Genomic DNA, 25,284 nt, shown 5'->3' on the forward strand with positions numbered 1-25,284 from the left:
TTGTCATGGACGCAATTGCAGGCCATTTGGGGTGTTCAGATTCAATGCGGGGCGGAAAGCCTCGCAATTTCAGGGGAAACGCTGATGTCAGACGGAACGGTAAAGCTAGAGAACGAAGCCGCACAATCGACCAACGCTCTGGGGCCGCTAATCGGCGTTGCGCGTGAGGATTTCGTCAGCGCCATCGCAGTTCTGCTGCGCGAAACCGCCTCCGACCCGCAGCGCATGATGAAACACGCGCGCTCGATGGGTGAGGACATGGTCAAGATCATGACCGGCAAAAGCGAACTTGCCCCCCACCCCAAGGACAAGCGCTTTCAGGATCCAGCCTGGCAGTACAACCCGTTCTTCCGCGCCGGAGCGCAATATTACCTCGCGGTGCAAAAGGGCATGAGCAGCTGGCTCGAAGAGCTTGAGCTGGACGAGCTGGAGCGCAACCGCGCAAACTTCATCGCCAATATCATCATCGACGGCCTCGCCCCGACCAACACGCTGGTCGGCAATCCGGTCGCGCAAAAGCAGCTGATCAACTCAGGCGGTCTATCGCTCATCAAGGGCCTGCAAAACGCCTATAACGACATGGTCCATAACAAGGGCATGGTCAGCCAGGTCGACAAGCGCCCCTTCAAGATTGGCGAGAACATTGCGACATCGAAAGGCAATGTCGTCCACCGGACCGAAATGTACGAGTTGGTTCACTACGCGCCAACGACGGACGAAGTGTACGAGATCCCCCAGCTGACGATCCCGCCGCAGATCAACAAGATGTATATCAACGACCTCTCGCCCGCGAAGTCGATTATCAAGTGGCAGGTCGATAACGGGCTGCAAACCTTCGTAATTTCGTGGCGCAACCCGTCGAAGGAACAGGGCCATTGGGACATGGCCGACTATATCTCCAGCTGTGAGGAAGCGCTCGCAGTCGTCTCTGAGATCACCGGATCGGACAAGGTCAATGTCTCGGCAGGCTGTTCGGGCGGACAGACCGCATCGGTGCTCGCATCAAAGCTCGCTGCGACCGGAAACGAAATTCTCGGCACGCTGACATTGATGGTCTGCGTGCTCCACCCCAAGGCCACCGATATCGAGGCCGGCTCGCTGGTTAGCGAGAACGGGATGAAGCTCGCCCGCCAGCGCGCGGCGAAGAAGGGGATCATCAAGGCGGATGACCTTGCGCGCGGCTTTGCGTGGCTGCGGCCGAACGACCTCATCTGGAGCTACGTCATCAACAATTACCTGCTCGGCATGGACCCGCCGGCATTTGACGTTCTGTTCTGGAATTCGGACGCGACCAACCTGTCCGCCAGCCTGATGGGTGACTTCCTGACGCTTTACGAAACGCTTGCCTTTACCAAGCAGGGCGAAGTCGAGATGGCCGATCACAAGGTCGATCTCAGCAAAGTCACCTCGGACATGTTCATCCTGGGCGGCGTAACCGACCATATCACCCCGTGGAAGGCGACCTATCGCTCGACGCACCTGTTTGGCGCGAAGCACGTCACCTATGTGCTCAGCCAATCGGGGCATATGCAGGCGATCCTCAACCCTCCGGGCAATCCCAAGGCGAAGTATTTCGTTCAGAAGAAGAAGGGCAAGCTGCCCGCGACCGCCGATGAATGGCTGCAAGGCACCGAAGAGGTGGCTGGCAGCTGGTGGCCGTACTGGATGGAATGGATCCAGGAGCGTTCGGGCGACAAGATGCCAGCGCCGGACAAATTGGGAAGCAAGAAACATCCTCCACAGGAAGCTGCCCCCGGACTCTACGTCGTCGAAGAAGTCTGATATACCGCAGCGCAGCATAGGGCTGTGAAAGCTCGGATTTCTGCTTCTAAACGGGAGCGGGAAACCCTGCCCATCGCCTCAACCAGACACAATCGGGTCGCACCGAGAAGGACAAATTCCGCATGAGCGAAGCTATGGACAACGCTACTGTCACGATGGAGCAGGTGGGCGGCCGGACGCTACGGGTTGCGTGCTGGAGGCTGGGTGAGCCTTCTGATCATCTGCCTGTTCTGTTCTTCAACGGGATCGGGGCCAATATCGAGGCTGTGGCCCCGCTGGCCGAGGCTTTGCCGGAGCGTCCCTTCATCATGTTCGACATGCCGGGCGTGGGCGAATCGCCTGACCCGCTGGTGCCCTACAACCCCTTCACAATCAGCTGGACCGCGGCGAAATTGCTCGACCAGCTGGGCGTCGGCGATGTCGATGTGATGGGGATCAGCTGGGGTGGCGGCATCGCGCAGCACTTTGCCATGCAGCACGCTGCGCGCACGCGGCGTGTTGTCCTGATCGCGACCAGCGCAGGAATGCTGATGATGCCGGGCAGCCCCAAGGCGCTGACCAAAATGGCCAATCCGCGCCGCTATATCGACCCCGATTTCATGCTCAAGAATTTCGAGACGCTTTATGGTCAGGGTCTGGGCAAAAGCGCGGGCAAAGGCGGGCACATGTCACGCCTCAAGCCCCCTTCCCCGCGCGGCTATATGTATCAACTGATGTGCATGCTCGGCTGGACCAGCGCGCCTGCTCTGCCCTTCCTGCTCAAGCAGGAAACGCTGATCATGATGGGCGATGACGATGCGATTGTGCCGCTCGCCAATGGCAAATTCCTCAACATGCTGATCCCCAATAGCGAACTGGTGGTGATGAAAGACGGCGGGCACCTGTTCCTGCTCAGCCACAAGGATGAATGCACCGAAGCGATGCAGACCTTCCTCAACCGCCCCGCGACTGAGGAAGAGCAGGCGGCGGCTTAAGCGGCGCTTTTGGCCTCAGGCAACCATTCTCCCAAAATCGCATTCACCTGATCGGGCGCATCTTGCTGCACCCAGTGGGAGACGCCGGGCAGACGCTTTAGCGTGAAGTCGCGCACCCACTCCTCTGTGCCTTCGGTGCAGTGAATGTTGAGCGCGACGTCCTCCTCGCCCCACACCATCAGCGTCGGCACATCGACGGTGAAGTCGCGCATGTCGACCGTGTCGCGGTGGCGCAGCAGCGCGCGGTAATAGTGCACCATCGCCTTGCGCGCTCCGGGCCGTGCGGCAGCGGCGGAGTAGATGTCGCGCACTTCAGGGCCGAACCGCTCCGTGTTGCAGCTGGTCTTGGCGATCAGATCCCCGACCACTTTGCCCCCGCGCCGCGAGAGCCACGTCTCAGGCAGCCACGGAAGCTGGAAGAAATAGATATACCAGCTCTTCTTGAGCTGCTCCCACCGCTTTATCTCGCGCATCGCCACGCGCGGATGCGGGACGTTCATGATGATAAGGCGGGTGAGCGGGCGCAGCTTCGATATGGCGAAAGACCATGCGATGATCGCGCCCCAGTCATGCGCGAACAGAGTGACGCTCTTCGCTCCGCTCGCGTCAATCAGATCGGCAACGTCCTGGGTGAGCCGGTCCATCGCATAGTCGCGCACTTCGGCCGGACGGTCCGTCCCGCCATAGCCCCGCAGATTGGGTGCCCAGACACGATATCCCTTCCCCGCCAGCAAGGGCATCTGATGCCGCCACGAATAATGCAGCTCGGGAAAGCCGTGAAGGCACAGCGCGAGGTTGTCGGCGCTGTTCTGAACCCCTGCTTCGGCGACTTCGAAAGTCAGCCCCGCCGTCTCGATCCAGCGTATCGCGATGCCGCTGTCAGCAGGCGGGCTCCAGCTAGGTGTTCTCTCCATTTCGAGAGCGTAGCACCGGCCCGCGCAATGTGATAGTTAGGTTTCAAACAAAGACTTGGAAAGACATTCGGGAGAGTTCGATTGGCACAATTTGACCTTATCATCCGCGGCGGGACTATCGTTGATGGGACCGGCGCCGGGAGCTTCACTGGCGATGTTGCGGTCAAAGACGGCGTGATCGCGGCGGTCGGCGATATTGCCGGCGACGCGGAGCGCGAGATCGACGCGAGCGGTAAAGTCGTCGCGCCCGGCTTTGTTGATATTCACACCCATTATGATGGGCAAGCCACCTGGGATCAGGAAATGGCCCCGTCGAGCTGGCACGGCGTCACCACGGTTGTGATGGGCAATTGCGGGGTCGGTTTTGCCCCGGCCAAACCCGACCGCCACGAGTGGCTGATCAGCCTGATGGAAGGGGTCGAGGACATTCCCGGCACCGCGCTCGCCGAGGGCATAACCTGGGAATGGGAGACCTTCCCCGAATATCTCGATGCGCTGGAGAAGCTCCCGCGCACGGTCGATATCGGCACTCATGTCCCCCACGGCGCGGTCCGCGCCTACGTTCTGGGTGACCGCGAACAGCCCGGCGCTATCCCGACCGAGGACGACATCAAGGCGATGTCCGACATCGTCGAGGAAGGCGTGCGCGCAGGCGCTCTCGGCTTCTCGACCTCGCGCACCGTCCTGCACAAATCGGTCGATGGCGAGCTGGTGCCCGGCACGACCGCTACTCCCGAAGAGCTGGTCGCCATCGGTCACGCATTGGGCCGCGGCAAGCAGGCCGGGGGGCATGCGGTGTTCGAAATGGCAAGCGATCTGATGCGCGAATGGAACGAATTTGAATGGATGGGCAAGCTGAGCCGCGAGGCCGGTGTGCCCGTCACCTTCGCAGCGCTCCAGTCGATCAAGAAGGACATTCCGCTCGACGAGCAGATCGCCAATATGCGCGCAGAGAACGACAATGGCGCGAACATCGTCGCCCAGATCGCGCTGCGCGGCAACGGCATCATCATGGCGTGGCAGGGCACGGTGAACCCCTTCGCCTTCCGTCCCAGCTGGCAGGCGATCAAGGAACTTTCGTGGGAAGAGCAGAAAGCAAAGCTGCTCGATCCGGCCTTCAAGGCGCAAATGCTGTCAGAGGCGAATGACTATTCCGAAGCGCCGATGGACATCATCGAAGTGGTGATGGTGATCACCCAAGGCTGGGCGCTACAATACGAGATGGACCCCGATTTCGACTACGAACCCGAAGCCTCTGCCAGCGTCAATGCGCGCGCGCAGGCTGCCGGGATCGACCCGCAGGAATACGCCTATGACATGCTGTGCCGCGAGGATGCGACCGGCTTTATCTATCTGCCGATCCTCAATTATGTCGATGGCAATCTCGATTTCCTGCACCCGCTCCAGCACGCCGACGACACAGTCAACTCGCTGTCCGATGGCGGCGCGCATTGCGGGACGATTTGCGATGCAGCCTCACCCACATTCATGCTCGAACACTGGGTGAAAAGCCGCAAGCGCGGCGCGCGGATCAGCCTTGAACAGGCGATCAAGCGCCAATGCCGCGACACAGCCGTGCTCTACGGCCTCGAAGATCGCGGCGTGATCGCTCCGGGTTTTCTCGCCGATATCAACGTGATCGACATGGAGAGCCTGAAACTGGGCCGCCCGTGGCTCGCCTTCGACCTTCCCGCAGGCGGCAAGCGCCTGCTGCAAAAGGCCGATGGCTATGCCTACACGATCAAGAACGGCGCAGTGACATTCGAGAACGGCAAATGGACCGGCGAAACCCCCGGCGGGCTGATCCGTGGACCCCAGCGCGCGGAACTGGCTGAGGCGGCGGAGTAAGCACTCAGCCTTAGGGCTCGATCACAATCCCCTTGGCCGGATCGACGCTGCCGCCGACCATTTCCAGATAGGTCGTGCGTGCGGCTTCGAGGCCGGAGAGTTTCACGATCTCGACTGTCCCTTCGACGGCGGAGAGGAAGCCGTGCCACGTCTTGGCGATCATCATGCCGCCATCGGCGGGGCCGTGTTCCTTGAAGAAGGCGACGAAGTGATCGGGGGCGAAGAACAGGATCGGTTTGGGTCCGGGCAGGTCTGATGCCCCGCCGCCCATCGAACTGCGCGCCTCGATATGGGTCGCGCCGACGAGGCACGAGTATTTGAGAGTGTCGCCGAAATGGTGATGCAACTTGCCTAGGACCTCAGCATTGCCAGCGAAGTCGACCGTGACGCAGGCGTTGATCGGCAGGTTGCCAATCTCGTCATAGGACAAGACCTTGTCATAAAGCCCGGTGCTTTCGACAAAGTCGATATTGCCCGCCGATGTCAGGCCAACTCGCTTGATATGGGGCGAGTTTTGCTTGGCGACGCTCGCCAGTCCCATCGCGGTTTTGGAGGATGCGCTGGTGAGGATCACTTCGCCTGCATCGAACCAACCTTCGGAACGCATGAAGTAGTCGATGATGAAGCCTGTTTTGAACAGCGGGCCATAGATCATCCGCTCGGCTTCGCGCGCCGGATCATGCTCGGGATCGGCGGCCAGGCGCGAATATTGGTTGTAAATCGGGCTCATCGGCTGGCGATGCGCCGACATATCGGCAAAGCTGCCCGCAGAGACATTGCCCGGCACAACGTCCAGCTCGCTGCCCATCGGCAGATAGCCATAGACCCGCTCGCCCACGGCGATCTCGGCATTGTTGCTCTCGACCACTTTGGCGTGCCCCCACATCGGGACGATCCCCAAGCCTTCGGGGTTCTCAGTCGCAGGCGGGAAGAAGTTCCAATATCCAAACCCGTCGCCGACCACCGCATAGGTGATGTTGTTGGCGGTGACCGAAAAGCTCTCGACCTTCAGCCGCACGGCCCCTTCGGCGAGCGCGCCGCTATCGGCCTCGGCCAGAACGGCATTGGTGAGTTCGTCTTTGCGGACATGGACTTGGACTAATGTCATTGCGGGTGTCTCCTCTTTGACGACCTGCCTAACCCATTACGGCTCGCTTTCCCACTGCGTTGCGACAATCGAGGGGCGCTTTCTGCAAGCATCGAGCCATGCGGCGAGATGGTCGCACTGGCCGATCCCGACCTCGCCCTGCGGGGTCAGCTGGAGCGAGCGAATGATCGGGTAGAGAAAGACGTCGGCGAGCGTGAACCCGCCACGTTCCTGCGAGCAAGCCGTCCATGCGCCGTCCTGCGACAACTCCGCCTCCAGAAAGCCGAGCGCGCGGCTGACGCCCGGCAACGAACGCTCGATCCTCTCGCGCTCCAGCGGGAAACCGGCAACGCGGTGCATGATCCACGGCATGACAAGCCCATGCTCAAAGATCGGGAACAGGTAATTGTTGGCGAGTGCGATCCACTTATCCATCACCGCGCGCGCAGCAGGATCAGCGGGCTGCAAAGTGCTGCCATTATGCGCATTGTCGAGATAGGCCGCGATGGCCACGCTCTCGATCAGCTCAAGCCCGTCGACCTCTACCACGGGCACTTTGCTGAATGGATGGCGGTTGGCGGGTGAGTTCGCCGCGGTGGCGATAGTTTCGTGGGTCAGACCGGCTTCTTCGCAGGTGATCTGGACGATGCGAGTATAGGTCGAGATGACCGTGCCGAAGATGCGAACCTGCGCGACGGGTTGGCCGCTCATGCGCGCCTACTCTGTCGGAGCGGTTTCTGATTGGGCCGGAGCAGCAGGCGCAGCCGGAGCGGGCTGGATCCGGGTGAGCGCCTGCCCCGCCTCTTGCAAACGCACGCCGAAAGCCCGCATCCTGACCGCGCAGGTCTGCTGGATTTCCACCGGATTGCGCTGCGCATATACCGGATAACGCTCGGTAAAAGCAGTCACCAGATCGAGGCCGCGCTGCGCCTCGTATCGCCCGGTGAAATAGGTGAAGGCCGACGTGAGGCCGGCGCGATTGTCCGGCGTCATCGCCTCTTCCATCTCGGCCATCAGGGCGCCGACATAGATCGCGCAGTCAAGATCATCCTCGGCGCTAAAGGCAGGCTCAAACGCTTCGCCATCCTGCGCATGCAGAGGTGCGCCAATCGCCAAAGCGGCAGCGGCAAGACCCGCAATGCCGCGCATCAGACGCGCATCGGCATCAGGACATAGAGCGCAGGGCTGTTCTCATCTTCGCGGATCAGCGTCGGCGCGCCCGCATCGGCCAGGTGCAATTCGATCGTTTCGGAGTCGAACTGGCCGAGGATGTCCTTGAGATAATTGGCGTTAAAACCAATCTCGAAGCCTTCCTTGTCATATTGCGCCGCCAGTTCCTCGGTCGCGTTGCCGTTGTCGGGCGAAGTGACCGAGAGCGTTACCCTGTCATTGTCGAGCCCCATCTTCACCGCGCGCGTCTTCTCGGTTGCGATGGTCGCAACGCGGTCAACTCCTTCGAGGAAGGTCTTGGGATCGATCTTGAGCAGCTTGTCATTGCCGGTCGGGATGACACGGCTGTAATCGGGGAACGTGCCGTCGATCAGCTTGCTGGTCAGCACAACACCGCCCTCACCCGAAAGCGTGAAGCGGACCTTGCTGGCCGACAGGTCGATCTGCACCGAGCCATCCAGCGCTTCTTCGAGCAGCTTGCGCAGCTCCGCCACCGCTTTGCGCGGGACGATGACGTCGGGCATGCCCTCTGCACCGTCGGGACGCGCCAGCGTGAAGCGCGCGAGACGGTGGCCGTCGGTCGCAGCGGCTTTGAGCACCGGCGTGTCTTCGTCGGTCACATGCAGGAATATGCCGTTGAGGTAGTAACGCGTTTCCTCGGTCGAGATCGCAAAGCGCGTGCCGTCGATCATTTCGGCCAGAGTGCGCGCGGGAATCTCAAAGCTGGTGGGCAGATCGCCTTCGACGATCACCGGGAAGTCATCGCGCGGCAGGGTCGGCAGTTTGAACCGGCTGCGCCCAGCTTTGACTTCCATCCGGTTTTCCGCCGTCTCGAGGCTGACCTGCGAGCCATCGGGCAGTTTGCGCGCAATGTCGAACAGCAGATGCGCCGAGACGGTTATCGCGCCGGGCACATCCACCGAGGCCGCGCTCATTGTTTCAACCACCTGCAAGTCGAGGTCGGTCGCCATCACCTTCACGCTACCGCCATCACTCGCGTCGATCAGGACGTTGGAGAGGATCGGAATGGTGTTGCGGCGCTCAACCACAGACTGAACATGGGAGAGGCAGCGCAGCAGCGTCGCGCGTTCGATCGTAGCCTTCATCAGCTTACCCTATCGTCTTTGTGTTGCCCGGTTCTGCCAGAACAGGAATCGCCCCGTCAGCACCGCTCGATTTCGAAAAACCTTAGCGATGCGCACAATACGGGCAAGTTCGAGGCGCTGCGAGGGGAGATTCCCTTGGGGATAAGGGGATAAAGGAGTGCCTACTCGATCAGTCCAAGGCCCCGCAGAGCTTCGCGTTCGATCTTCATGCTCTCTGTATAGCTAGCGAGCAGATAGATCACGAGATCGGCGTCGGTGCCGGTTTCATTGACGAAACTTTCCGCTCGTTCGGCAAAGAACACATCGGATTCATTGTTGTCACCTTCGATCCCGGCGGCGAATCTGGCTGCCATATGCTCATCGACCGGGGCAACATCGAACCCGATCGATACCAGCCGAGAGCGCAGTTCAGGGAGCATCGCCCGCATCAAAACCACGTCGGTGTAGTATTGCGCTTCCTTCTCGTCCGACGTGTTGGAGTCCCCGCACTCGCCCAGAACCACATAAAGTTCGTCAAAGAACGGGCGCGGCTTCTTCGCAAGCCCCTGCCCGGACAGGAAATGATCGACCAGATTCGCGCCGGTTGACGGATCAGCACCGCGAGCAACGCAGTCCAGATCATAGTCGCTTTGAGCCAGAGCAGGCTGCGCGGTGAAAGCGAGCGCGGCAGCAAGAACGGCGCCTGGCAGTTTGAGTGTCGGCAGTCCCATCATACCATCGCCATCCCGCCGTTCACATGCACCGTTTCGCCGGTGATGTACCCGGCTTCACGGCTGGCGAGGAAGACGCAGGCTGCGCCGATATCCATGCCTTCGCCCATCTTGCCCATCGGGATGCGGGCGTTGATCGTCTCGGTCTGCTTTTCGTCGAGCGCGGTTGTCATTGCAGTTCGGATAAAGCCGGGTGCGACGCAATTGGCGGTAATCCCGCGGCTGGCGACTTCCTGCGCGAGGCTCTTGGTCATGCCGGTCAGGCCTGCTTTAGCCGCGCAGTAATTCATCTGGCCCGGATTCCCGGTGTGGCCGACTACAGATGTAATGTTGATGATCCGGCCAAAGCGCCCCTTCATCATCGGGCGGGCAGAAGCGCGCATCAGACGGAAGGCTGCTTCGAGATTGACCGAGATCACGCTGTCCCACTCATCATCTTTCATCCGCATCGCAAGGTTGTCGCGGGTGATGCCGGCATTATTCACAAGGATATCGATCCCGCCCAGCGTATCGAGCGTTGCAGGGATCAGCTCATCAACCTGTTTGCTGTCCGAAAGGTTGCAGGTGATCTCGACATGGTCCCCATGTTCGGGCGAGCCTTCTTCCGCGATCAACTGCTCGCGAAAGGCGCGCAATTTGTCTCCGTTGGAGCCTGATAGCGCCACGCGCGCGCCTTGCTTTGCCAGCGCGATTGCAATTGCGGAACCGATCCCGCCGCTTGCGCCGGTAACCAGCGCGTTCATTCCATCCAATCGAAACATTTCTCGGCTCCTCACCAGTCGAAATAGTAGATCACGGCGTCCTCACGCTCGTGTTTGAATGTCTGATAGAGCCCGTTTGCCGCGTCATTGTCCGGTTCGGTCCCCAGCCAGATTTCCTCAATATTTTCCGCATCCGCGCGTTCGAATACCAGTTGCATCAGCGCGCGCGCAATGCCCTGACGCCGCCAATCGTCGCCTGTGCCGATCTCGTCAAGGAAGAGTTCGGTTGGCTTGTCGGGATGGCTGTGGATGACGCACATGCACATGCCAACGACTTGGCCCTCATGCAGCGCAAGGCACATCCAGTTGGCAGGGCTGGCAAGATAGGGCTTGAGCCGCGCCGGATCGATTGCGTGATCGAACACGCCGGGCGCGACATTATCGAGCAGGTGTGCGTTACCCTCGTCGATCCAGTGGGTGGTCAGGTCAAGGCGCGAAGCTGACTCTGCGCGATTCCCGGATTCGGCCATCAGACATGTCTCCCTCGACAATCTCATAGCCCATCAGAGCAAAGATGCGATCTCCCAAAAAGATCGGGCGGGCATTTCCGTACCAGTCCACGCAGGAGGCGATGCAGCTGTCGTCGCGCGCATTCGCGGACCGCGCGGCCAGCTCACCTGCACGGCCAAGCGAGCGGTTCTCACGCCGCAGGAAGGCAATGGCTGACCCGGAGCCGAGGAATTCCGACCCGTTTCGCTCCAACCGCCGGCTGATCGGCAGGCCGAGCGTGCCCGAAAGCCCGTCACGGCTGTCAGCGTCCGGCTTGTAGAATAACGCTTGTGAGCGCGTTTCACCCTCGCTGGCAGCGGCGAGCATATAGGTATCCTCGATCGAAGCCCTGCGCCCGAGAGAAAGCGAGGTGAAGCCGAGCGAGCCGTCACCGCTCGGTCCGACGACCACGCCGTCATCACCCATCCGATCAAACCGCGTGACGCCGTGGGGGAGCGCGATTTGCTGAACCTCGCGGCCGTCCAGCGGCACGGCATAGACCGTTAGGGTTTCGTCTTCGCGGCCATACCACGCCGCAGCATAGAGCAGGTAATCGCCGACAAAGCGGTTATGGAACCGCCAGCCTTCGGGTTCAGGCAAAGCGCGGTAGTTCTCGCGCACCAACGCTCCCCCGCCCGATCCAAACGCATCGAAAGATACGGTAGCGAGCGAGACGTCGCCGACGCTGTATTCGCTGGCCCACATTCCCTCGCCATTGCCGACCGAACGCAGGAGCACGCGCAGCACGCCGTCCGATGCGTCTTCGGCAAAAGAGAATTGGTCAACCGGCGCGCCTGCGACCTGCACCGCGCCGGGACGCGATCCGTCGAGCGGGATGCGATAGAGCTGGCCGGGGGTGCGCTCCGCATCCCCTTCCCAGCTCGAGGCCGCGCTTCCGGTCCATGTATAAACCGCCTCGCGCGAGACATAGAAGGCGCGGCTCCGCGTGCCTGCAATCGCGGTCGCGCTACATTCCAATTCCGCCGCGGCAAGATCGCAGCGTGTCACGGTGTGGAGCATGTCCACGTGGAATTTACCGCTGCGATACGGGGTAGCGACGAGGAAATCTTCCGGGTCGACCAGCACTTTGGCCTCGCTCTCGCCAAACTCGCGCATTGCGGGCAGCGAGCCTTCAAGGTTGCTCCAATTTGCGTAGACCGGGGTGTATAGGATCAACTCATCCCCGATCAGGCGCGAGGCGTAATTGGACGAGGAATAGTAATCACCCGAGCGCATATAATGCGTGTCACGATAGGTCAGATCGCCGCTATCGGAGATGTCAAAGCGGTTTATTTCGGTCCCGAAGGCACCGTAGGAATAGCCGATGACGATGACTTGATTGCCGCGAATGAGCATCTCGTCATACCATGTCGCTCCGGGGCGCTCCTTGCCGGGCGGGAAGGCGTCGATTGTGTCAACCGGCTCCAGCGCGTTGCTGCCTGTCCGCACTGTAAAAAGGCGCCCGCGCCGCAGCACGACAAGGTAGTCGCCCGCATTCTTGACGATCCCGCCTTCATCGACGCCCGCTTCCTGCGTGTTGGTGATGCTTTCGCCTTCGGCTGGGGCGGATGCATCGGCGACTTCTTCGACGCCACCGGCCATCTCAGCGGCAGGCGGCGGAGCGGCCATATCCACATTCACGCTGTACACGACCTGTCCACTGGATTCGTACCGGCGGCGCTGCTCTTCCTCGAGAGCGACCATCTTTTCCGCGAAGTCATCCAGCCCGCTTTCACTGACAAAACCCCGCAGACCCGTTCCGTCATCGATGAGGTGGGGGTCGTCTGAAGCGCTGCCATCAGCAGAAAGCGCTGCCGCCCCCACCGCCACAACGCACATCGCGCAAATGCTCGCGCTAAACAGAGTATCGGATAGAGATTTCAGCATTGGACCCTCCCCTTTTGTCGGGTGCTGCACCGGCTAAACTGTCCGCAAGCTGAATGATATATTGTTACATGTCAAATGTGTGTGTGCGGCGAAGCTCTGTTTGAGCGTTCAATCAACCGTCAATTCGCGATCAAAGCGACCCGGCGAAACCTTCAAGGTCTTCCATCGAGATGAGGCTCGCTGTCTCGGCCTCGCCTGCGATCTTACGGATCATGGGCGCGAGCACTTTACCGCCCAGCTCGACGAAATGCGTCACGCCGCCTTCATGCATTGCCGCCACGCTTTCGCGCCAGCGCACGCGGCCGGTCACCTGACGGAACAACAGGTCGCGCTCCTGATCGGGGTCGCTGACAGAGCTGGCGGTGACATTGGCGAAGACGGGCAGAGCGAACTCGCCCATCTCGGTGTCGGCCAGCGCCTCGCGCATCCGGTCTGCCGCTGGTTGCATCAGCGAGCAGTGGAACGGGGCGGAGACCGGCAGCAACACGCCGCGTTTGATCCCGTGATCCTTCACAAGTGCAACCGCACGCTCGATTGCGCCCTTGTGGCCGGAGATCACAACCTGACCCGGATCATTGTCATTGGCGACTTCGCAAACTTCACCCTCAGCAGCGGCAGCAGCGAGCGCAGAGGCCTTTTCGATATCAGCGCCCAGCAGAGCCGCCATTGCGCCCTCGCCTACTGGCACGGCCGCCTGCATCGCGCTGCCACGCAGCTTGAGCAGCCGCGCCGTAGTCGCCAGATCGAACGCACCAACCGCGCACAATGCGGTGTATTCACCCAACGAGTGACCGGCGACGCATGCGCCCTTCTCGGCGAGCTTCACGCCGAATTCGCTTTCAAGCACGCGCAAGGTCGCAATCGCATTTGCCATGATCGCAGGTTGCGCATTTTCGGTGAGGGTCAGCTGATCCTCCGGCCCGTCGCGCATGATCGCAGAAAGCTTGAGGCCCAGCGCATCATCGACTTCCTCGAAAACCTCGCGCGCAGCCGCGCTCGCCTCGGCAAGCTCGACGCCCATGCCTACCTTCTGGCTGCCCTGTCCGGGGAAAACGAAAGCTCTCATTGTGATTCCTCCTGTTGGAGCGCGCCGTTACGCAGCGCCCGCCGGTCCTGCAAGTCCGAACGGCACAACTTTGTTGTCAGCATTGTGACCGATTTCCGCGCGACCGAGATAGGGAATGCCAGCGCGGTCGCACCAATATTTGGCGATTTCCTCTTCGCTTTGCCCGAACTCGACATAATTCTCCGGCACAGCGGTAATCGCGCCGAGCCTGAGCCCTGCAAGCCTAGGCAGACTACCGGCAAGCGCGAAGAACATCCGGTCGATGGAATAGAGGTGCTCGCTCACTTCCTCGACCATCAGGACATGGCCCGAAAGGTCTGGCATGGTCGGCGTCTTGGAGAGCATCGCCAAGGTGATCAGGTTGAACGCAGCAGCGGGCGTCACGCCGTCCAGGCTCGGCTCCAGCCCTGAATTGTCGCCTGCGAACCAGCGCAGGACCCTGCGCACAGCCTCACGCCCCGTTTCAGAGCGTGCGCTCACCGGCATAGAACCATGCGCGCATTGGCCAATCCCTGCCCGATAAAGCGCGGCGAGCAGATAGCCGCAATCGGAAAAGCCAACATAAGTCTTCGAGCGCGCCGAAGCGTTCATGCGCGCCACCGCCGCCTCTGCAATGCGGTTGGAGCCATAGCCGCCCTTGGCAAACCACACCGCGTCAAAGGCGGGATCGTTGGCGCATTCGAGCAAGCCGGTCAGCCGCGTCAGATCATCGCCGGCAAAATGCCCCGCGCTGGCAAAGCACTGATCGTGGAACGTCACCGAATGCTCGGGAAACTCGTCCGCCACCAATCGCTCCAAAGCGGCGGCATGATCGCGGGTAATCGGCGTTGCAGGCGCGCAGATGGCGATATTTGTCATGCGCGCATCGTATGGCGCTTGCCAGCATTGTGGCAAGCCAATAACCAGCCATCATGCCCGACGAAAACAGCGAAACGCGCGATCAGCGCTCCTTCTTTTTCTGCGGAATCGGTGGATCGGGCATGCTCCCGCTCGCCCAGATCGCGCATGGCATAGGCTATGAAGTCGCCGGGTCAGACCGCTCCTATGACCAAGGCCGCACACCGGAAAAATTCGCGTGGCTCGCGGAAAACGGCTTTGGACTGTTCCCGCAGGACGGCAGCGGGATCACTTCGGGCGATCAAGTGCTGATCGCCTCTGCTGCGATCGAAGACACCGTGCCCGAAGTTGCCCGCGCCAAACAGCTTGGCTGCGCCCGGATGAGCCGCGCGGAACTGCTTGCCGAATTTTTCAACGAGGCGGGTTACTCGGTCGCAATCGGCGGCACTTCGGGCAAATCGACCGTCACCGGCATGATCGCGTGGATCCTCTCGCATGCGGGTCATGACCCCAGCGTGATGAACGGCGCGGTGATGAAGAACTTCGCCGACGCTGCGAACCCCTTTGCCAGCGCGCGGGTGGGATCGCCCCAGCTGTTCGTCAGCGAGGTGGATGAAAGCGACGGGTCCATTGCGCTCTACCGCCCGACCATCGGGGTGCTGCTCAATGTCAGCCTCGATCACAAATCGCTGGAAGAATTGCGCGAACTGTTTGGCGATTACCTCGCCGCATCGGGCTGCGCAGCGGTCAATTTCGACAATGACGAAGCGCGCGCGCTGGCCGACCGAGCCAATCAGTTGGTGAGCTTCGCGGTGCGCGACAGTAGCGCAGATATTGCGGTCGAGCCGGACAGTATCGAGCAAGGCGCGCTCTCGATCAGCGCGACCGTCATCGACAATCGCAGCGGCGAGTCCTTCGCGCTCACCCTGCCCATGCCCGGAATGCACAACCTCTCCAACGCATTGGCGGCTATCGCGGCAGCGAGTGCTGCGGGGATTTCGGTTGGCAAAGCCGTGGCGGCGTTGAGCGAATTTGCGGGGCTCGCGCGGCGGTTTGATGTGGTGGGGACCAGCGCAAACGGCATCACCGTCATCGACGATTTCGGACACAATCCGGAGAAATGCGCGGCGACCTTGCGCACGCTGAAGTCAAGCCCCGGCCGCGTGATCGCCTTCTTCCAGCCGCACGGTTACGGACCCTTGCGCCAGATGGGCGACGAATTGGCTGAGACTTTTGCGCGCGAGCTGGATGGCGAAGACATCACGATCATGTGCGACCCGGTCTATTACGGCGGCACAGTTGATCGAAGCGAGGGAACCGAGAGGATCATCGCGTTGATAAAGAGCCATGGCGGAAACGCCGAGCATGTCCCCACCCGCGAGGCTTGCGGCGACCGGATTGTCGAACTTGCCCAGCCCGGCGACCGCATCGTGGTAATGGGCGCGCGCGACGACACGCTCAGCGCTTTTGCGCGCGGTATCTTCGAGCGGCTGGAGTGACTCTTTACGCACGAGCCAGGCGCCATGCGCATTTCATGGGCGGCGCGCTGGTGCTGTCGATCCTGTTCGTGCTCGCGGTGGACCGGTTGTTGGGTCACTCCACGGTCGCATTCGGCATTGCGATTGTCGCGCTGGTTCTCGCCAATGCGCGGATGCTGGGGTTCAACTGCCCGACTTGCGGCAAGAACCTGTTCTTTCGCGGGATATTCGTGCTGCCATGGCCCAATCGCACCTGCAGCAAATGCGGCGAGGAGCTCGACGCACCTTCGTAAAAACGCTGGTGGTGCGCCCAAGCGCGCTGGGTTAGTCTGACTGCCATGCATGCAAGAGACTTCTCGCTCGACACATTGTTCAAGGTCTGCGCGACCCAATATGCCACGCGTGAAGCGACGGTCGATGGCGCGCAGCGTCTGACACATGCCGAACTGGATGCGCGGGTGAGCCGGCTCGCCGCGTGGCTCCTCGCCAAGGGGATTAGTCCGGGGGACCGGGTAGCGATCCTGCTTACCGACGGAGCGCCTTACCTCACCATCCTGCTCGCCTGCGGGCGGATCGGAGCGATTGCAGTGCTGCTCAACTGGCGGCTTGCGCCGGGCGAGATCGCGTGGATCGCGGGCAATGCCGAACCGGCGATGACCTTCGCCAATCCGCGTTTCTCCGCACTGTTGGCCGAGGCTGATGCGGGCGAAGTGATCGAGGTTGACGAGCAGCACGATCCGCAAGGCACGTTCGAAGCGATTGTCAGCGAGCCGCAAGAGGCGCGCACGCTTCCTAATCTCGCGCCCGAGCGCCCGCTTTATATGATGTACACCAGCGGCACGACCGGTCGGCCCAAGGGCTGCCTGCAAGCGGGCAGCGCGGTGGCGTCTTCGGCGCTCGGTTTCTCGGTGCGGCGCGGCTTCACTCGGGACGAGCGGCTGCTCTCGATCAATCCGCTGTTCCATGTCGTCGGGATGCAGCAGGTCGCGGCCATGCTCGCCTGCGGAGGATGCAGCGTCTTTGCGGGCCGCGATGATGACAGTGCGGCGGTGCTCGATCTGCTCCACCGCGAGGCCTGCACCACCACCAGCGCCTTCCCCACGATCTGCTTCCCTTGGCAGACAATGGAGCCGGTGCGCGACGGTGTGATGCCGCTCACCAACTACACCGGCGGCGCGGGCATGGGCCGTCCGCAAATCTACGAATTCATCGAGCAGGAATGGGATGCGCGCGTGGTCGGCGGATATGGCCAGACCGAGGTGTGCGGCTTTGCGACCTTCATCGACTATCCCGACATGCTCGAGCATCCGCGCTCGATCGGCTGGGCGATGCCGCATGTGGAGATGACGATCCTCGACCCGGACGGCAATCAGCTCGCTCCCGGCGAGGAAGGCGAGATTGGCCTGCGCGGCCCCTCAGTGATGCTCGGCTACTGGCGCAATGACGAGGCGAGCGAGGCGGCGCTGGGCCATGGCTGGCTGCGCACGGGCGATCTGGGAAAGATGGACGAGCGCGGGCTAGGCTATCTGCTGGGGCGCGAGAAAGAGCTGATCAAAACCGGCGGCGAGAATGTCTATCCCGCAGAGGTCGATATGGTCTTTGCCGACATGCCCGAAGTCGCGGATGCAGGCTGCTGCGGTGTGCCTGACAGGCAGTGGGGCGAAGCGGTGAAGGCCTTTGTTGTGCTGGCTCCCGGAGCCTCGCTCACCCGCGAGGAAATCACCGCGCGCTTCAAAGGGCAGATCGCAGGCTACAAGCGCCCGCGCTACATTGAATTCGTCGATCAGCTGCCGCGCGATCCGATTGGTAAATTGCTGCGGCGAGAGCTGTCCGCGCGACCTGTGAGCGAGGATCAGGCCTCTTGATTCGTCATTGCGAGCGAAGCGAAGCAATCCATGGACCGATGTCGGATTGGCCGCGGCGGGCCATGGATTGCCGCGTCGCTGCGCTCCTCGCAATGACGAGAGTTACGCTTCCAGCGCCTTGCGCCCCGCCTCTTCGCGTGCGGCCGCCCGCTTGTAGCCATCGCGCGAAGTCAGCCGTTCGCGATAGGCCTTCAGGCTCTCCGGCACGCGGTCATCCAGCCCGACATTCTTCGCCAATATCAGCGCATAGCCGACGCAAATGTCAGCCACAGTAAAGCGATCCGCGCACAGATATTCGCGGGTCTCCAGGCGCTGCTCGGCCTTCACCAGACGTTTCTCGAACCACTTGGCATAGGCCTCGCCCGCATCAGCCCAGCCCTTGTCCTTCTCGAAGATCGCAAAGCGCATATAGACCGTTTGCGGGAATGTGATCGTCGCATCGGCGTGATAGGTGAAATCGAGATATTCGGCATAATCGCGCTCACCCGGCGCGATGGCGAGATCACTCGGGCCTGAGCGGGTGGCGAGGTAATGCGCAATCGCGCAGCTTTCGGTCATCCGCGCCTCTCCATCGACCAGCATCGGCACGGTGCCCAGCGGGTTGATCTCTTTGTATTCGGGCGCGAGAAAACGCGGCGGGAATGGCAAGACTTTGAGGTCGATCTCGACGTCCGCTTCCGCCGCCGCCCATGTCGCGCGCAAGCCCCGCGAACTGGCGCAGGTGTAGAGCGTGGGTGTCTGCGCCATCAATGATCACCCTCATAGCCGATAACCTTGTGCAGCAGCAGCGCGATCCCGACGCCAAGCGCTAGACCGATCACCGCCGAAATCGCGGCGTAAGTCACCCATCCCAGCACACCCGCGAGCGCTCCGACAGCGCCTTCAACCGCATATTGAGCCCCATGGGCGACATTGTAGAGCAGGTGGAAGCCGACTTCGTGCGTGCCATGGACGATGATCCCGCCGCCGACCCAGAGCATGGCGATTGTCCCGATCACCGTAAGCGCAAGCAGCAATTTGGGCACCGATTGCAGCAGGAAATGACCGAAGGTGAGGCCAAAGCCGGTTTTGCGCGCAATCAGCTTTAGCCCGACATCGTCCATCTTCACGATCAGCGCGACCGCGCCATAGACCACAATCGTCACGATGAAGCCCACCAGCGCAAGCGCCAATCCGCGCTCCCACCAAGTCGGCAGATCAAGCTCGTTGAGCGTGATTGCCATGATTTCCGCCGACAGGATCAGATCGGTGCGCACCGCGCCGGCAATCCGCTGTTTCTCGAAGGCGATAGGGTCAATGATTGCGTCTTCGACTGTCTTGCCGTGTTTGGCGCCGCCGAGTTTTTCCATCACCTTTTCAGCGCCTTCATAACAAAGGAATGCGCCGCCCAGCATCAAAATCCAGATGATGAGCCACGGTAGAAACTCGGATAAGAGGATTGCGCCGGGCAGCAGGATTATGAGCTTGTTGAACAGGCTCCCCTTGGTGATCGCCCATATGATCGGCAGCTCGCGCGCTGGCGTCAGCCCGGTAACGTAGCTTGGCGTAACCGCTGCATCATCGATCACCACGCCTGCGGTCTTTGACCCCGCCCGGCTCGCGGCGGCCGCAATATCGTCAACCGACGCAGAAGCCGCGCGCGCAATCACCGCGACATCGTCAAACAGTGCGACCAATCCTGAAGGCATCAATTCTTCCCCTTTTCTGGTCCGTCCAATCGCGCCCCGCGCGCCAATTGGCAAGCGCACAAGACTTGCAATCCCCTCATAAGCCGTTATGTGCGCGCATCCGCTCTTTCCAAGAGTGGAACCCAAGAAAGCCGGAGGGGCCCCGTCATCCGGACGGATCAGCCAGCGATCGGCAGCAATAAAAGGAACGCGAAGTATGGCTCTGTATGAGCATATCTTCCTCGCGCGTCAGGACCTTTCACAGGCCCAGGTAGACGCGCTGGCGGCCACGGCGACCGAAATCGTCGAAGCGAACGAAGGCAAGGTCACCAAGACCGAAACCTGGGGCCTCAAGTCCCTCGCCTATAAAATCGACCGTAACCGCAAAGCGCATTTCGTGATGCTCAACATCGATGCCCCGGGCACCGTTGTTGAAGAACTCGAGCGCCAGACGCGGATCAACGAAGACGTCATCCGCTACATGACCATCCGTGTTGAAGAGCACGAAGAAGGCCCCAGCGTGATGATGCGCAAGAACGAACGCGACCGTAAGCGTCGCTCTGACCGTGAGGAGCGCGACTGATGGCCCGCCCGTTTTTCCGCCGCCGCAAGTCTTGCCCGTTCAGCGGCAACGAAGCCCCCAAGATCGATTACAAGGACGTGCGCCTGCTTCAGGGCTTCATGTCCGAGCGTGGCAAGATCGTGCCTTCGCGTATCACCGCCGTTTCTGCAAAAAAGCAGCGTGAACTCGCCAAAGCGATCAAGCGCGCCCGCCACATCGGCCTTTTGCCGTACATCGTGAAGTAGGAGGAGAAAGAACATGGATATCATTCTCCTCGAACGTATCGAGAAGCTCGGCACCATCGGTGACGTTGTCACCGTCAAGGACGGCTATGCTCGCAACTTCCTTCTCCCGCAGAAGAAAGCCCTGCGCGCCAACGAAGCCAACAAGAAGGTCTTCGACGCCAACCGCGAACGTCTTGAAAAAGAAAACGCTGAAAAGCGCACCGTGGCAGAAGCCGCTGGCGACAAAGTTGCAGGGGCCGAGGTTATCCTCATCCGTGCCGCTTCGAATGCTGGTCAGCTTTACGGTTCGGTCAATGTCCGCGACATGGTCGCTGGCCTGACCGCACAGGGCCACGATGTCGACAAGAAGCAGGTCATCATGGGCGCGCCGATCAAGACGATCGGCATGCACGATGTGACCGTCGCCCTGCACCCCGAGGTGCATGTGACTGTAAAGGCCAATGTCGCCCGTTCGGACGACGAAGCCGAATTGCAGACACAGGGTGTCGACGTTCTTGCGCAGATGTTCGCAGACGAACAGCGCGAGATCGAAGAAGCCGCTGCCGACACGCGCATCGACAATGCTGGTCTTGAGCCGGGCGAAATCCCCGAAGAGCTTTTTGAAGACGGCGCTGCGCCAGAAGCAGAAGAGGCTCCGGCTGAAGAAGCTGGCGAAGAAGACAAAGCTGACTGATCAGCCACCTTCTTCAAGCCAATCAAATCGGGCGCGGCGGTCAATCGACCCCCGCGCCCTTTTTGTAAAAGCTGGTGAGTTTGCGGGTCGCTCTTGCAAATTCACGCCCAAGACAAGACACCGTCACAACTTTGAAACATTAGTCTGCAACAACTAGGATGAATATATGACCCCAATCCCTCAAATTCTCGAACAATTGCAAAAACACTACGCCGATGCGGTTGCGACACTTCGCGCCGATGTGATCGAATTCGGCAAGATCGGCACCGTGCCGCCAGAGCGTAAGCGCCAGGATGGCAGTTATGCCTATCCGCAGCTCACTTTGCATTATTCGGGGATCGGGGAGCCAAAGGATCGCTCTCGCGCCTTTGGCCGGCTGGAAATGCCGGGGACATATACGACCACCATCACCCGCCCCGATCTGTTCGCATCCTATCTCACCGAGCAGCTTGAACTGATCTCGGACGAATATGAGATCGATGTTACGGTTGATCGTTCGCGGCAGGAAATCCCCTTCCCCTATGTCCTCGACGGGGAAGCCGGCGCAGCGATGCAGGGGATTGCGCCTGCCGATATCGCGCAGCACTTCCCCTCGACCGACCTGTCGCTGATCGGAGACGAGCTGGCTGACGGGATCGAGTTTGACGACCACGCCGATATGCCGCTGTCGCTGTTTGACGGGCTGCGGACCGATTACTCGCTCGCGCGGCTGGCGCATTACACCGGCACACGGGTCGAGGACTTTCAGGACTTCATCCTGTTCACCAACTATCACCGCTATGTCGATGAATTCGTGAACTGGGGCGCGCAGCAGATCTGCGCCGAAGGCGGCGACGGCTACACCAAGCTGACCGGCGCTGCGGGGCTTGATATCGGCGAATGCACCGATAATGCGCAAGCACAGCTCAACGACACCGCATGGCGCAAGCACCAGATGCCCGCCTACCACCTCATACGCGAGGACAAGAAGGGGATCACGCTGGTCAATATCGGGGTCGGTCCTTCGAATGCGAAGACTATTTGCGATCACCTCGCGGTGCTGCGCCCGCATGCATGGATGATGATCGGGCATTGCGGCGGGGTCCGCTCTAGTCAGAAGATCGGCGATTTCGTGCTCGCTCACGCTTACCTGCGCGATGACCACGTTCTCGACAACGTGCTGCCGCCGGAAATTCCCATTCCCCCGATTGCCGAGGTCCAGCTTGCGCTTGCCGAGGCTGCGGAGGCCGTTTCGGGCGTTCAAGGAGCAAACATCAAGCAACGCATGCGCACCGGCACGGTCGTGACCACCGATGATCGCAATTGGGAACTGCACTACGCCTCAAGCGCCAAGCGTTTCTCCCAAAGCCGCGCGATTGCGGTCGAGATGGAAAGCGCAACCATCGCCGCGCAGGGATACCGTTTCCGCGTTCCTTACGGCACATTGCTCTGCGTCTCGGACAAGCCGCTCCATGGCGAGATCAAGCTGCCCGGACAGGCCAACAAGTTCTACGAAGAAGCCATCGCGGCCCACCTTCAGATCGGCCTCGAAGCCGCAGCGCGTCTGCGCGACGAAGGCGACAAGCTGCACAGCCGCAAGCTGCGCGCCTTCAACGAGCCGCCTTTCAGATAGGAAATAGGTGATTTCCCGCGCGGGAAAGTTACGCAGGTGGGCGGTGCGCAAGCGCTAACCAAAATCGGCGATATCTTGCCGCATGTCGCTGGAAACCAACCAATCATCAGACGGGTTCGAACAGGTTGTCCTGGTCGGGCAATCGCTGCTCGCGCTTGGCGCGTTGCTGGCCTTTGTCTTTGCCCCGCGTGCAGATAGTCCGGTTGCGCTCTACCCCGTCACCAAAGCTGCCACGCAGGCTATCCCGAATTTGCTCTCACAAGGCGGGACACAGGTGCTAGCGCGCGGTCAGCTCGACGGCTCCTATATCATTCGAGGGGATCGCCCCGGCCTGATCGACGCGCTCCTGCATGAAGGCGTACTGATCCTCAACGCCGCTGCGCCTGGTTGCGGGCCCCTCCCAGCAGGTCAAACCGTATGAACGCCAATGTCGAAGTCTTGCGCCGTCAAGGCATCCTGCTCGTCACTGTGTGCGGGTGGCTGACAACTCTTGCCCTGTGTCTGATGTCGATCGGATTTGGCGAGAATGCGCTGGTAGCCGCCTTTGCAAGCGCGCTTTTCAACGCGCTGCCGAGCTATTGTGCATGGCGCAAGCGAACCGATCCACCGGCGCGAATGGTCGTGGCATTGATGGCCGCGATCCAGCCGGCGCTGCTGGTCTACGCGATGCAGGGGTCGCTGTGGCAGCTCGATATGCATCTCTATTTTCTGGTCGCCCTCGCAGCGCTTACTTTGCTGTGCGACATTCGCGCGATCATCGCCGCCTGCCTGCTGATCGCCGCGCATCACGCAATCCTGTCCTTTGCCGCGCCGGACTGGGTGTTCTGGGGCGGCGGAGGATTGGTGCGGGTGATGATCCACGCGAATGCGGTTCTGGTGATCGGGTCGGTGCTGTGCTGGATCGGATTGGGCTATCGCGACGTCCTCAGATCGATGGAAGAAGAGCGCGCGAAAAGCGCCGAACAGGCCGAGAAGTTGAAGCAGGCCTCGCTTACTCTCGAAGAAGCTCTTGGCCGGGTAGAGGCCGAACGCGAAGCCAGCGCGAAAGAACGCGAGGAAGTCGCAGCCCGGCGTAGAGCCGAATATGCAGCGGTTGCCGAAGATTTTGAACGCTCGGTCAATGCCGTCACCCATTCGGTTGCGGCCACTTCGCAGCTGATGGAGCGGACAGCGCGTTCACTGACAAAGCTGGCCGAGCAAGCTGGTGACGACGCACGCGATGTGCTCGGTTCAGCCGAAACCGCCAGCAAAGCTGCCAACACGGTTGCGCGCGGCGTGGCCGAGCTGTCCAGCTCGATTGCCAATATCTCGGTTAATGTCAGCCAGCAGACCGAACTGACCGCGCGCGCCACGGATAAATCGGGCGGCGGCGGGCAAGCAGTCGGATCCCTGACCGAGCAATCCAAGACCATTGGCGAGGCAACCCGTGCGATCGTGCGCATTGCCGAGCGGACCAACCTCCTGTCGCTCAACGCGGCCATCGAGGCCGCAACCGCAGGGGCATCGGGACGCGGCTTCACCATTGTTGCACAAGAGGTGAAGGCGCTTGCCAATCAGGCGGGGCAAGCGGCCACACAGATCGATAACTTCCTCTCCGGCGTCCGCTCGGGCACTCTAGAGGCCGAACGCAGCTTTAGCGCCATCGACGAAGTAATTTCCGAGCTGGACGGCGCGGCAACTTCGATCCGTCACGCGGTCGAAGACCAGCGCCAGTCTGCCGATGCAATCGAGCACTTCGCTCGCAATGCGGCTGGAGAAGTGGACCAGATGGTCACCCGCTCACGCGCTTTGGCAGAACGCTCTATGGAGGCCAAGTCGATGCTGGTGGAGCTGGATAAGGCGGCTGCGGCGCTTACGGAGAATGTGCAATTGCTCGAGAATTCAGCCAGCAGCTTCAGCCAGCGGCTGCGCGTCTAGCGCTGCCGTTCAAACTGAGCGAGCGCCTGACTTACCGCGACGATATTCTCGCCGAAGACCAGAAATTCCGATTGCGCGTTGCGATAGGTGATCCCGCCCGCCGCGTTGATATAGGCCTGAAGCACCACAATCCCATCACCATTGCGGAACACTTTGACCGATATGGATGTGTCGTTGAGCCGGTTCAGGAATACATCCAACTCGGCGAGCGAGCTAGCGTTCACACCGGTATAGACCGCGAGCATCATCAGCCCCAGACACCCCGTCTCCTGCGAGCAGGCGCGCGGGGAGAGCGTGAAGTTCAAGCCTCCTTCGGCATTCGCGCGGTAATTGGTGTGCCCGTCAATGCTCGCTTCGGTCTGCCAGGTCGCGCGGATATCCTGCAACAGATAGGTAACGGTAGCATCGTCGAACTGCGTGACGAATTGCGGCCTTTGCGTCTGCGGCGCAGGTTGAGACGGCTGCGGCTGAACGGTTTGCGTTGCTTGCGCCTGAGCCGCACCCGGCAAAGCGCCAAGCGTCAGAACGAGTGTCGCGATCGCGGCTGCAAGTGTTTTTCTTAGAACCATGCGCCTAGGATAGCCGCTTTGGTTGCCCGCGCAATGTGGTTGTAACGACTTGCCCCCGAGCGGCA

At 61.0% G+C, this 25,284-nt stretch carries 26 protein-coding genes; 12 read left to right on the forward strand and 14 right to left on the reverse strand.

Translation table 11 applies throughout. The features are described 5' to 3' along the window. Positions 1-84: 84 nt before the first annotated feature. Positions 85-1,782 (forward strand): alpha/beta fold hydrolase, encoded by a 1,698-nt coding sequence (locus Q0887_RS05335; protein WP_299192959.1) that lies wholly within the window; start codon positions 85-87, stop codon positions 1,780-1,782. Between the two features lie 122 nt (positions 1,783-1,904). Further along, positions 1,905-2,756, forward strand: a complete 852-nt coding sequence (locus tag Q0887_RS05340) for an alpha/beta hydrolase (RefSeq protein ID WP_299192961.1) — start codon at positions 1,905-1,907, stop codon at positions 2,754-2,756. Here Q0887_RS05340 and Q0887_RS05345 read toward each other — a convergent pair. Next, positions 2,753-3,670 carry an alpha/beta hydrolase gene (locus Q0887_RS05345; RefSeq protein WP_299192963.1) on the reverse strand — a complete coding sequence of 306 codons (918 nt, stop codon included), beginning with the start codon at positions 3,668-3,670 and terminating at the stop codon, positions 2,753-2,755. The genes Q0887_RS05340 and Q0887_RS05345 overlap by 4 nt on opposite strands. Before the next feature lie 81 nt (positions 3,671-3,751). Between Q0887_RS05345 and Q0887_RS05350 the strand changes: the two genes are divergently transcribed. Then, entirely contained in the window at positions 3,752-5,518 is a 1,767-nt protein-coding gene (locus Q0887_RS05350; RefSeq protein ID WP_299192965.1) for a D-aminoacylase, read from the forward strand. Between the two features lie 10 nt (positions 5,519-5,528). Here Q0887_RS05350 and Q0887_RS05355 read toward each other — a convergent pair whose 3' ends face one another. From Q0887_RS05355 to Q0887_RS05400, 10 genes are all read right to left on the reverse strand, one after another. Beyond that, positions 5,529-6,626, reverse strand: a complete 1,098-nt coding sequence (locus Q0887_RS05355; protein ID WP_299192966.1) for a DUF2855 family protein — start codon at positions 6,624-6,626, stop codon at positions 5,529-5,531. A gap of 36 nt (positions 6,627-6,662) precedes the next feature. Beyond that, the gene (locus Q0887_RS05360; RefSeq protein WP_299192968.1) at positions 6,663-7,316 is read right to left on the reverse strand and encodes a glutathione S-transferase family protein; all 654 of its coding nucleotides are present in this window, start codon (positions 7,314-7,316) and stop codon (positions 6,663-6,665) included. A 6-nt stretch (positions 7,317-7,322) separates the two neighbouring features. Beyond that, positions 7,323-7,754, reverse strand: coding sequence for a hypothetical protein (locus Q0887_RS05365; protein ID WP_299192970.1), 432 nt, complete (start codon positions 7,752-7,754; stop codon positions 7,323-7,325). After that, on the reverse strand, positions 7,754-8,881 hold the full coding sequence (dnaN, locus tag Q0887_RS05370; RefSeq protein WP_299192971.1) for a DNA polymerase III subunit beta: 1,128 nt from the start codon (positions 8,879-8,881) through the stop codon (positions 7,754-7,756). Before dnaN ends, Q0887_RS05365 begins: the two co-directional genes overlap by 1 nt. 161 nt (positions 8,882-9,042) lie before the next feature. Continuing rightward, on the reverse strand, positions 9,043-9,591 hold the full coding sequence (locus tag Q0887_RS05375) for a hypothetical protein (protein WP_299192973.1): 549 nt from the start codon (positions 9,589-9,591) through the stop codon (positions 9,043-9,045). After that, positions 9,591-10,352, reverse strand: coding sequence for a 3-oxoacyl-[acyl-carrier-protein] reductase (gene fabG / locus Q0887_RS05380; protein ID WP_299192974.1), 762 nt, complete (start codon positions 10,350-10,352; stop codon positions 9,591-9,593). Before fabG ends, Q0887_RS05375 begins: the two co-directional genes overlap by 1 nt. An 11-nt stretch (positions 10,353-10,363) precedes the next feature. After that, on the reverse strand, positions 10,364-10,822 hold the full coding sequence (locus tag Q0887_RS05385) for a GNAT family N-acetyltransferase (protein WP_299192975.1): 459 nt from the start codon (positions 10,820-10,822) through the stop codon (positions 10,364-10,366). Beyond that, on the reverse strand, positions 10,779-12,728 hold the full coding sequence (locus tag Q0887_RS05390; protein ID WP_299192977.1) for a beta-propeller domain-containing protein: 1,950 nt from the start codon (positions 12,726-12,728) through the stop codon (positions 10,779-10,781). The genes Q0887_RS05385 and Q0887_RS05390 overlap by 44 nt, the downstream gene beginning before the upstream one ends. Positions 12,729-12,858: 130 nt before the next feature. Continuing rightward, a complete protein-coding gene (gene fabD, locus Q0887_RS05395; protein ID WP_299192978.1) occupies positions 12,859-13,794 on the reverse strand; it encodes an ACP S-malonyltransferase in 936 nt (311 codons plus the stop codon). A gap of 27 nt (positions 13,795-13,821) precedes the next feature. Continuing rightward, complete coding sequence (locus Q0887_RS05400) at positions 13,822-14,652, reverse strand: LD-carboxypeptidase (RefSeq protein WP_299192980.1); 831 nt, start codon at positions 14,650-14,652, stop codon at positions 13,822-13,824. A 53-nt stretch (positions 14,653-14,705) separates the two neighbouring features. Here Q0887_RS05400 and Q0887_RS05405 point away from each other — a divergent pair, with 53 nt between their 5' ends. The 3 genes from Q0887_RS05405 to Q0887_RS05415 are packed head-to-tail and all read left to right on the forward strand — an operon-like array spanning position 14,706 to position 17,974. Next, on the forward strand, positions 14,706-16,130 hold the full coding sequence (locus Q0887_RS05405) for a Mur ligase family protein (RefSeq protein ID WP_299192982.1): 1,425 nt from the start codon (positions 14,706-14,708) through the stop codon (positions 16,128-16,130). Positions 16,131-16,165: 35 nt separating this feature from the next. Next, positions 16,166-16,402, forward strand: a complete 237-nt coding sequence (locus Q0887_RS05410; RefSeq protein ID WP_299192983.1) for a hypothetical protein — start codon at positions 16,166-16,168, stop codon at positions 16,400-16,402. A gap of 45 nt (positions 16,403-16,447) precedes the next feature. Then, on the forward strand, positions 16,448-17,974 hold the full coding sequence (locus tag Q0887_RS05415) for a class I adenylate-forming enzyme family protein (RefSeq protein ID WP_299192984.1): 1,527 nt from the start codon (positions 16,448-16,450) through the stop codon (positions 17,972-17,974). A gap of 102 nt (positions 17,975-18,076) precedes the next feature. On the opposite strand, the gene Q0887_RS05420 is transcribed toward Q0887_RS05415, so the two are convergent. Together Q0887_RS05420 and Q0887_RS05425 are read right to left on the reverse strand one after the other, a co-directional pair. Then, positions 18,077-18,721, reverse strand: a complete 645-nt coding sequence (locus Q0887_RS05420; RefSeq protein ID WP_299192986.1) for a glutathione S-transferase family protein — start codon at positions 18,719-18,721, stop codon at positions 18,077-18,079. Continuing rightward, positions 18,721-19,662, reverse strand: coding sequence for a DUF808 domain-containing protein (locus tag Q0887_RS05425; protein ID WP_299192987.1), 942 nt, complete (start codon positions 19,660-19,662; stop codon positions 18,721-18,723). The genes Q0887_RS05420 and Q0887_RS05425 overlap by 1 nt, the downstream gene beginning before the upstream one ends. Before the next feature lie 196 nt (positions 19,663-19,858). Here Q0887_RS05425 and rpsF point away from each other — a divergent pair, with 196 nt between their 5' ends. The 6 genes from rpsF to Q0887_RS05455 all read left to right on the forward strand — a co-directional run bounded on the left by rpsF (position 19,859) and on the right by Q0887_RS05455 (position 24,650). After that, positions 19,859-20,224: a 30S ribosomal protein S6 gene (gene rpsF / locus Q0887_RS05430; protein ID WP_299192989.1), complete on the forward strand. Its 366-nt coding sequence runs from the start codon at positions 19,859-19,861 to the stop codon at positions 20,222-20,224. Beyond that, a complete protein-coding gene (gene rpsR / locus Q0887_RS05435; protein WP_299192991.1) occupies positions 20,224-20,448 on the forward strand; it encodes a 30S ribosomal protein S18 in 225 nt (74 codons plus the stop codon). Before rpsF ends, rpsR begins: the two co-directional genes overlap by 1 nt. Positions 20,449-20,461: 13 nt before the next feature. Beyond that, complete coding sequence (rplI, locus tag Q0887_RS05440; RefSeq protein ID WP_299192992.1) at positions 20,462-21,121, forward strand: 50S ribosomal protein L9; 660 nt, start codon at positions 20,462-20,464, stop codon at positions 21,119-21,121. Positions 21,122-21,287: 166 nt separating this feature from the next. Further along, positions 21,288-22,733: an AMP nucleosidase gene (locus Q0887_RS05445; RefSeq protein ID WP_299192994.1), complete on the forward strand. Its 1,446-nt coding sequence runs from the start codon at positions 21,288-21,290 to the stop codon at positions 22,731-22,733. Positions 22,734-22,815: 82 nt separating this feature from the next. Further along, the gene (locus tag Q0887_RS05450; protein WP_299192996.1) at positions 22,816-23,154 is read left to right on the forward strand and encodes a hypothetical protein; all 339 of its coding nucleotides are present in this window, start codon (positions 22,816-22,818) and stop codon (positions 23,152-23,154) included. Continuing rightward, positions 23,151-24,650: a methyl-accepting chemotaxis protein gene (locus Q0887_RS05455; protein ID WP_299192998.1), complete on the forward strand. Its 1,500-nt coding sequence runs from the start codon at positions 23,151-23,153 to the stop codon at positions 24,648-24,650. Before Q0887_RS05450 ends, Q0887_RS05455 begins: the two co-directional genes overlap by 4 nt. On the opposite strand, the gene Q0887_RS05460 is transcribed toward Q0887_RS05455, so the two are convergent. Further along, positions 24,647-25,219, reverse strand: a complete 573-nt coding sequence (locus Q0887_RS05460; protein WP_299192999.1) for a YbjN domain-containing protein — start codon at positions 25,217-25,219, stop codon at positions 24,647-24,649. The two genes, Q0887_RS05455 and Q0887_RS05460, sit on opposite strands and share 4 nt — an antisense overlap. Between the last annotated feature and the right edge of the window lie 65 nt (positions 25,220-25,284).

This window comes from uncultured Erythrobacter sp. (assembly GCF_947492365.1).
Taxonomy (GTDB): Bacteria; Pseudomonadota; Alphaproteobacteria; order Sphingomonadales; family Sphingomonadaceae; genus Erythrobacter.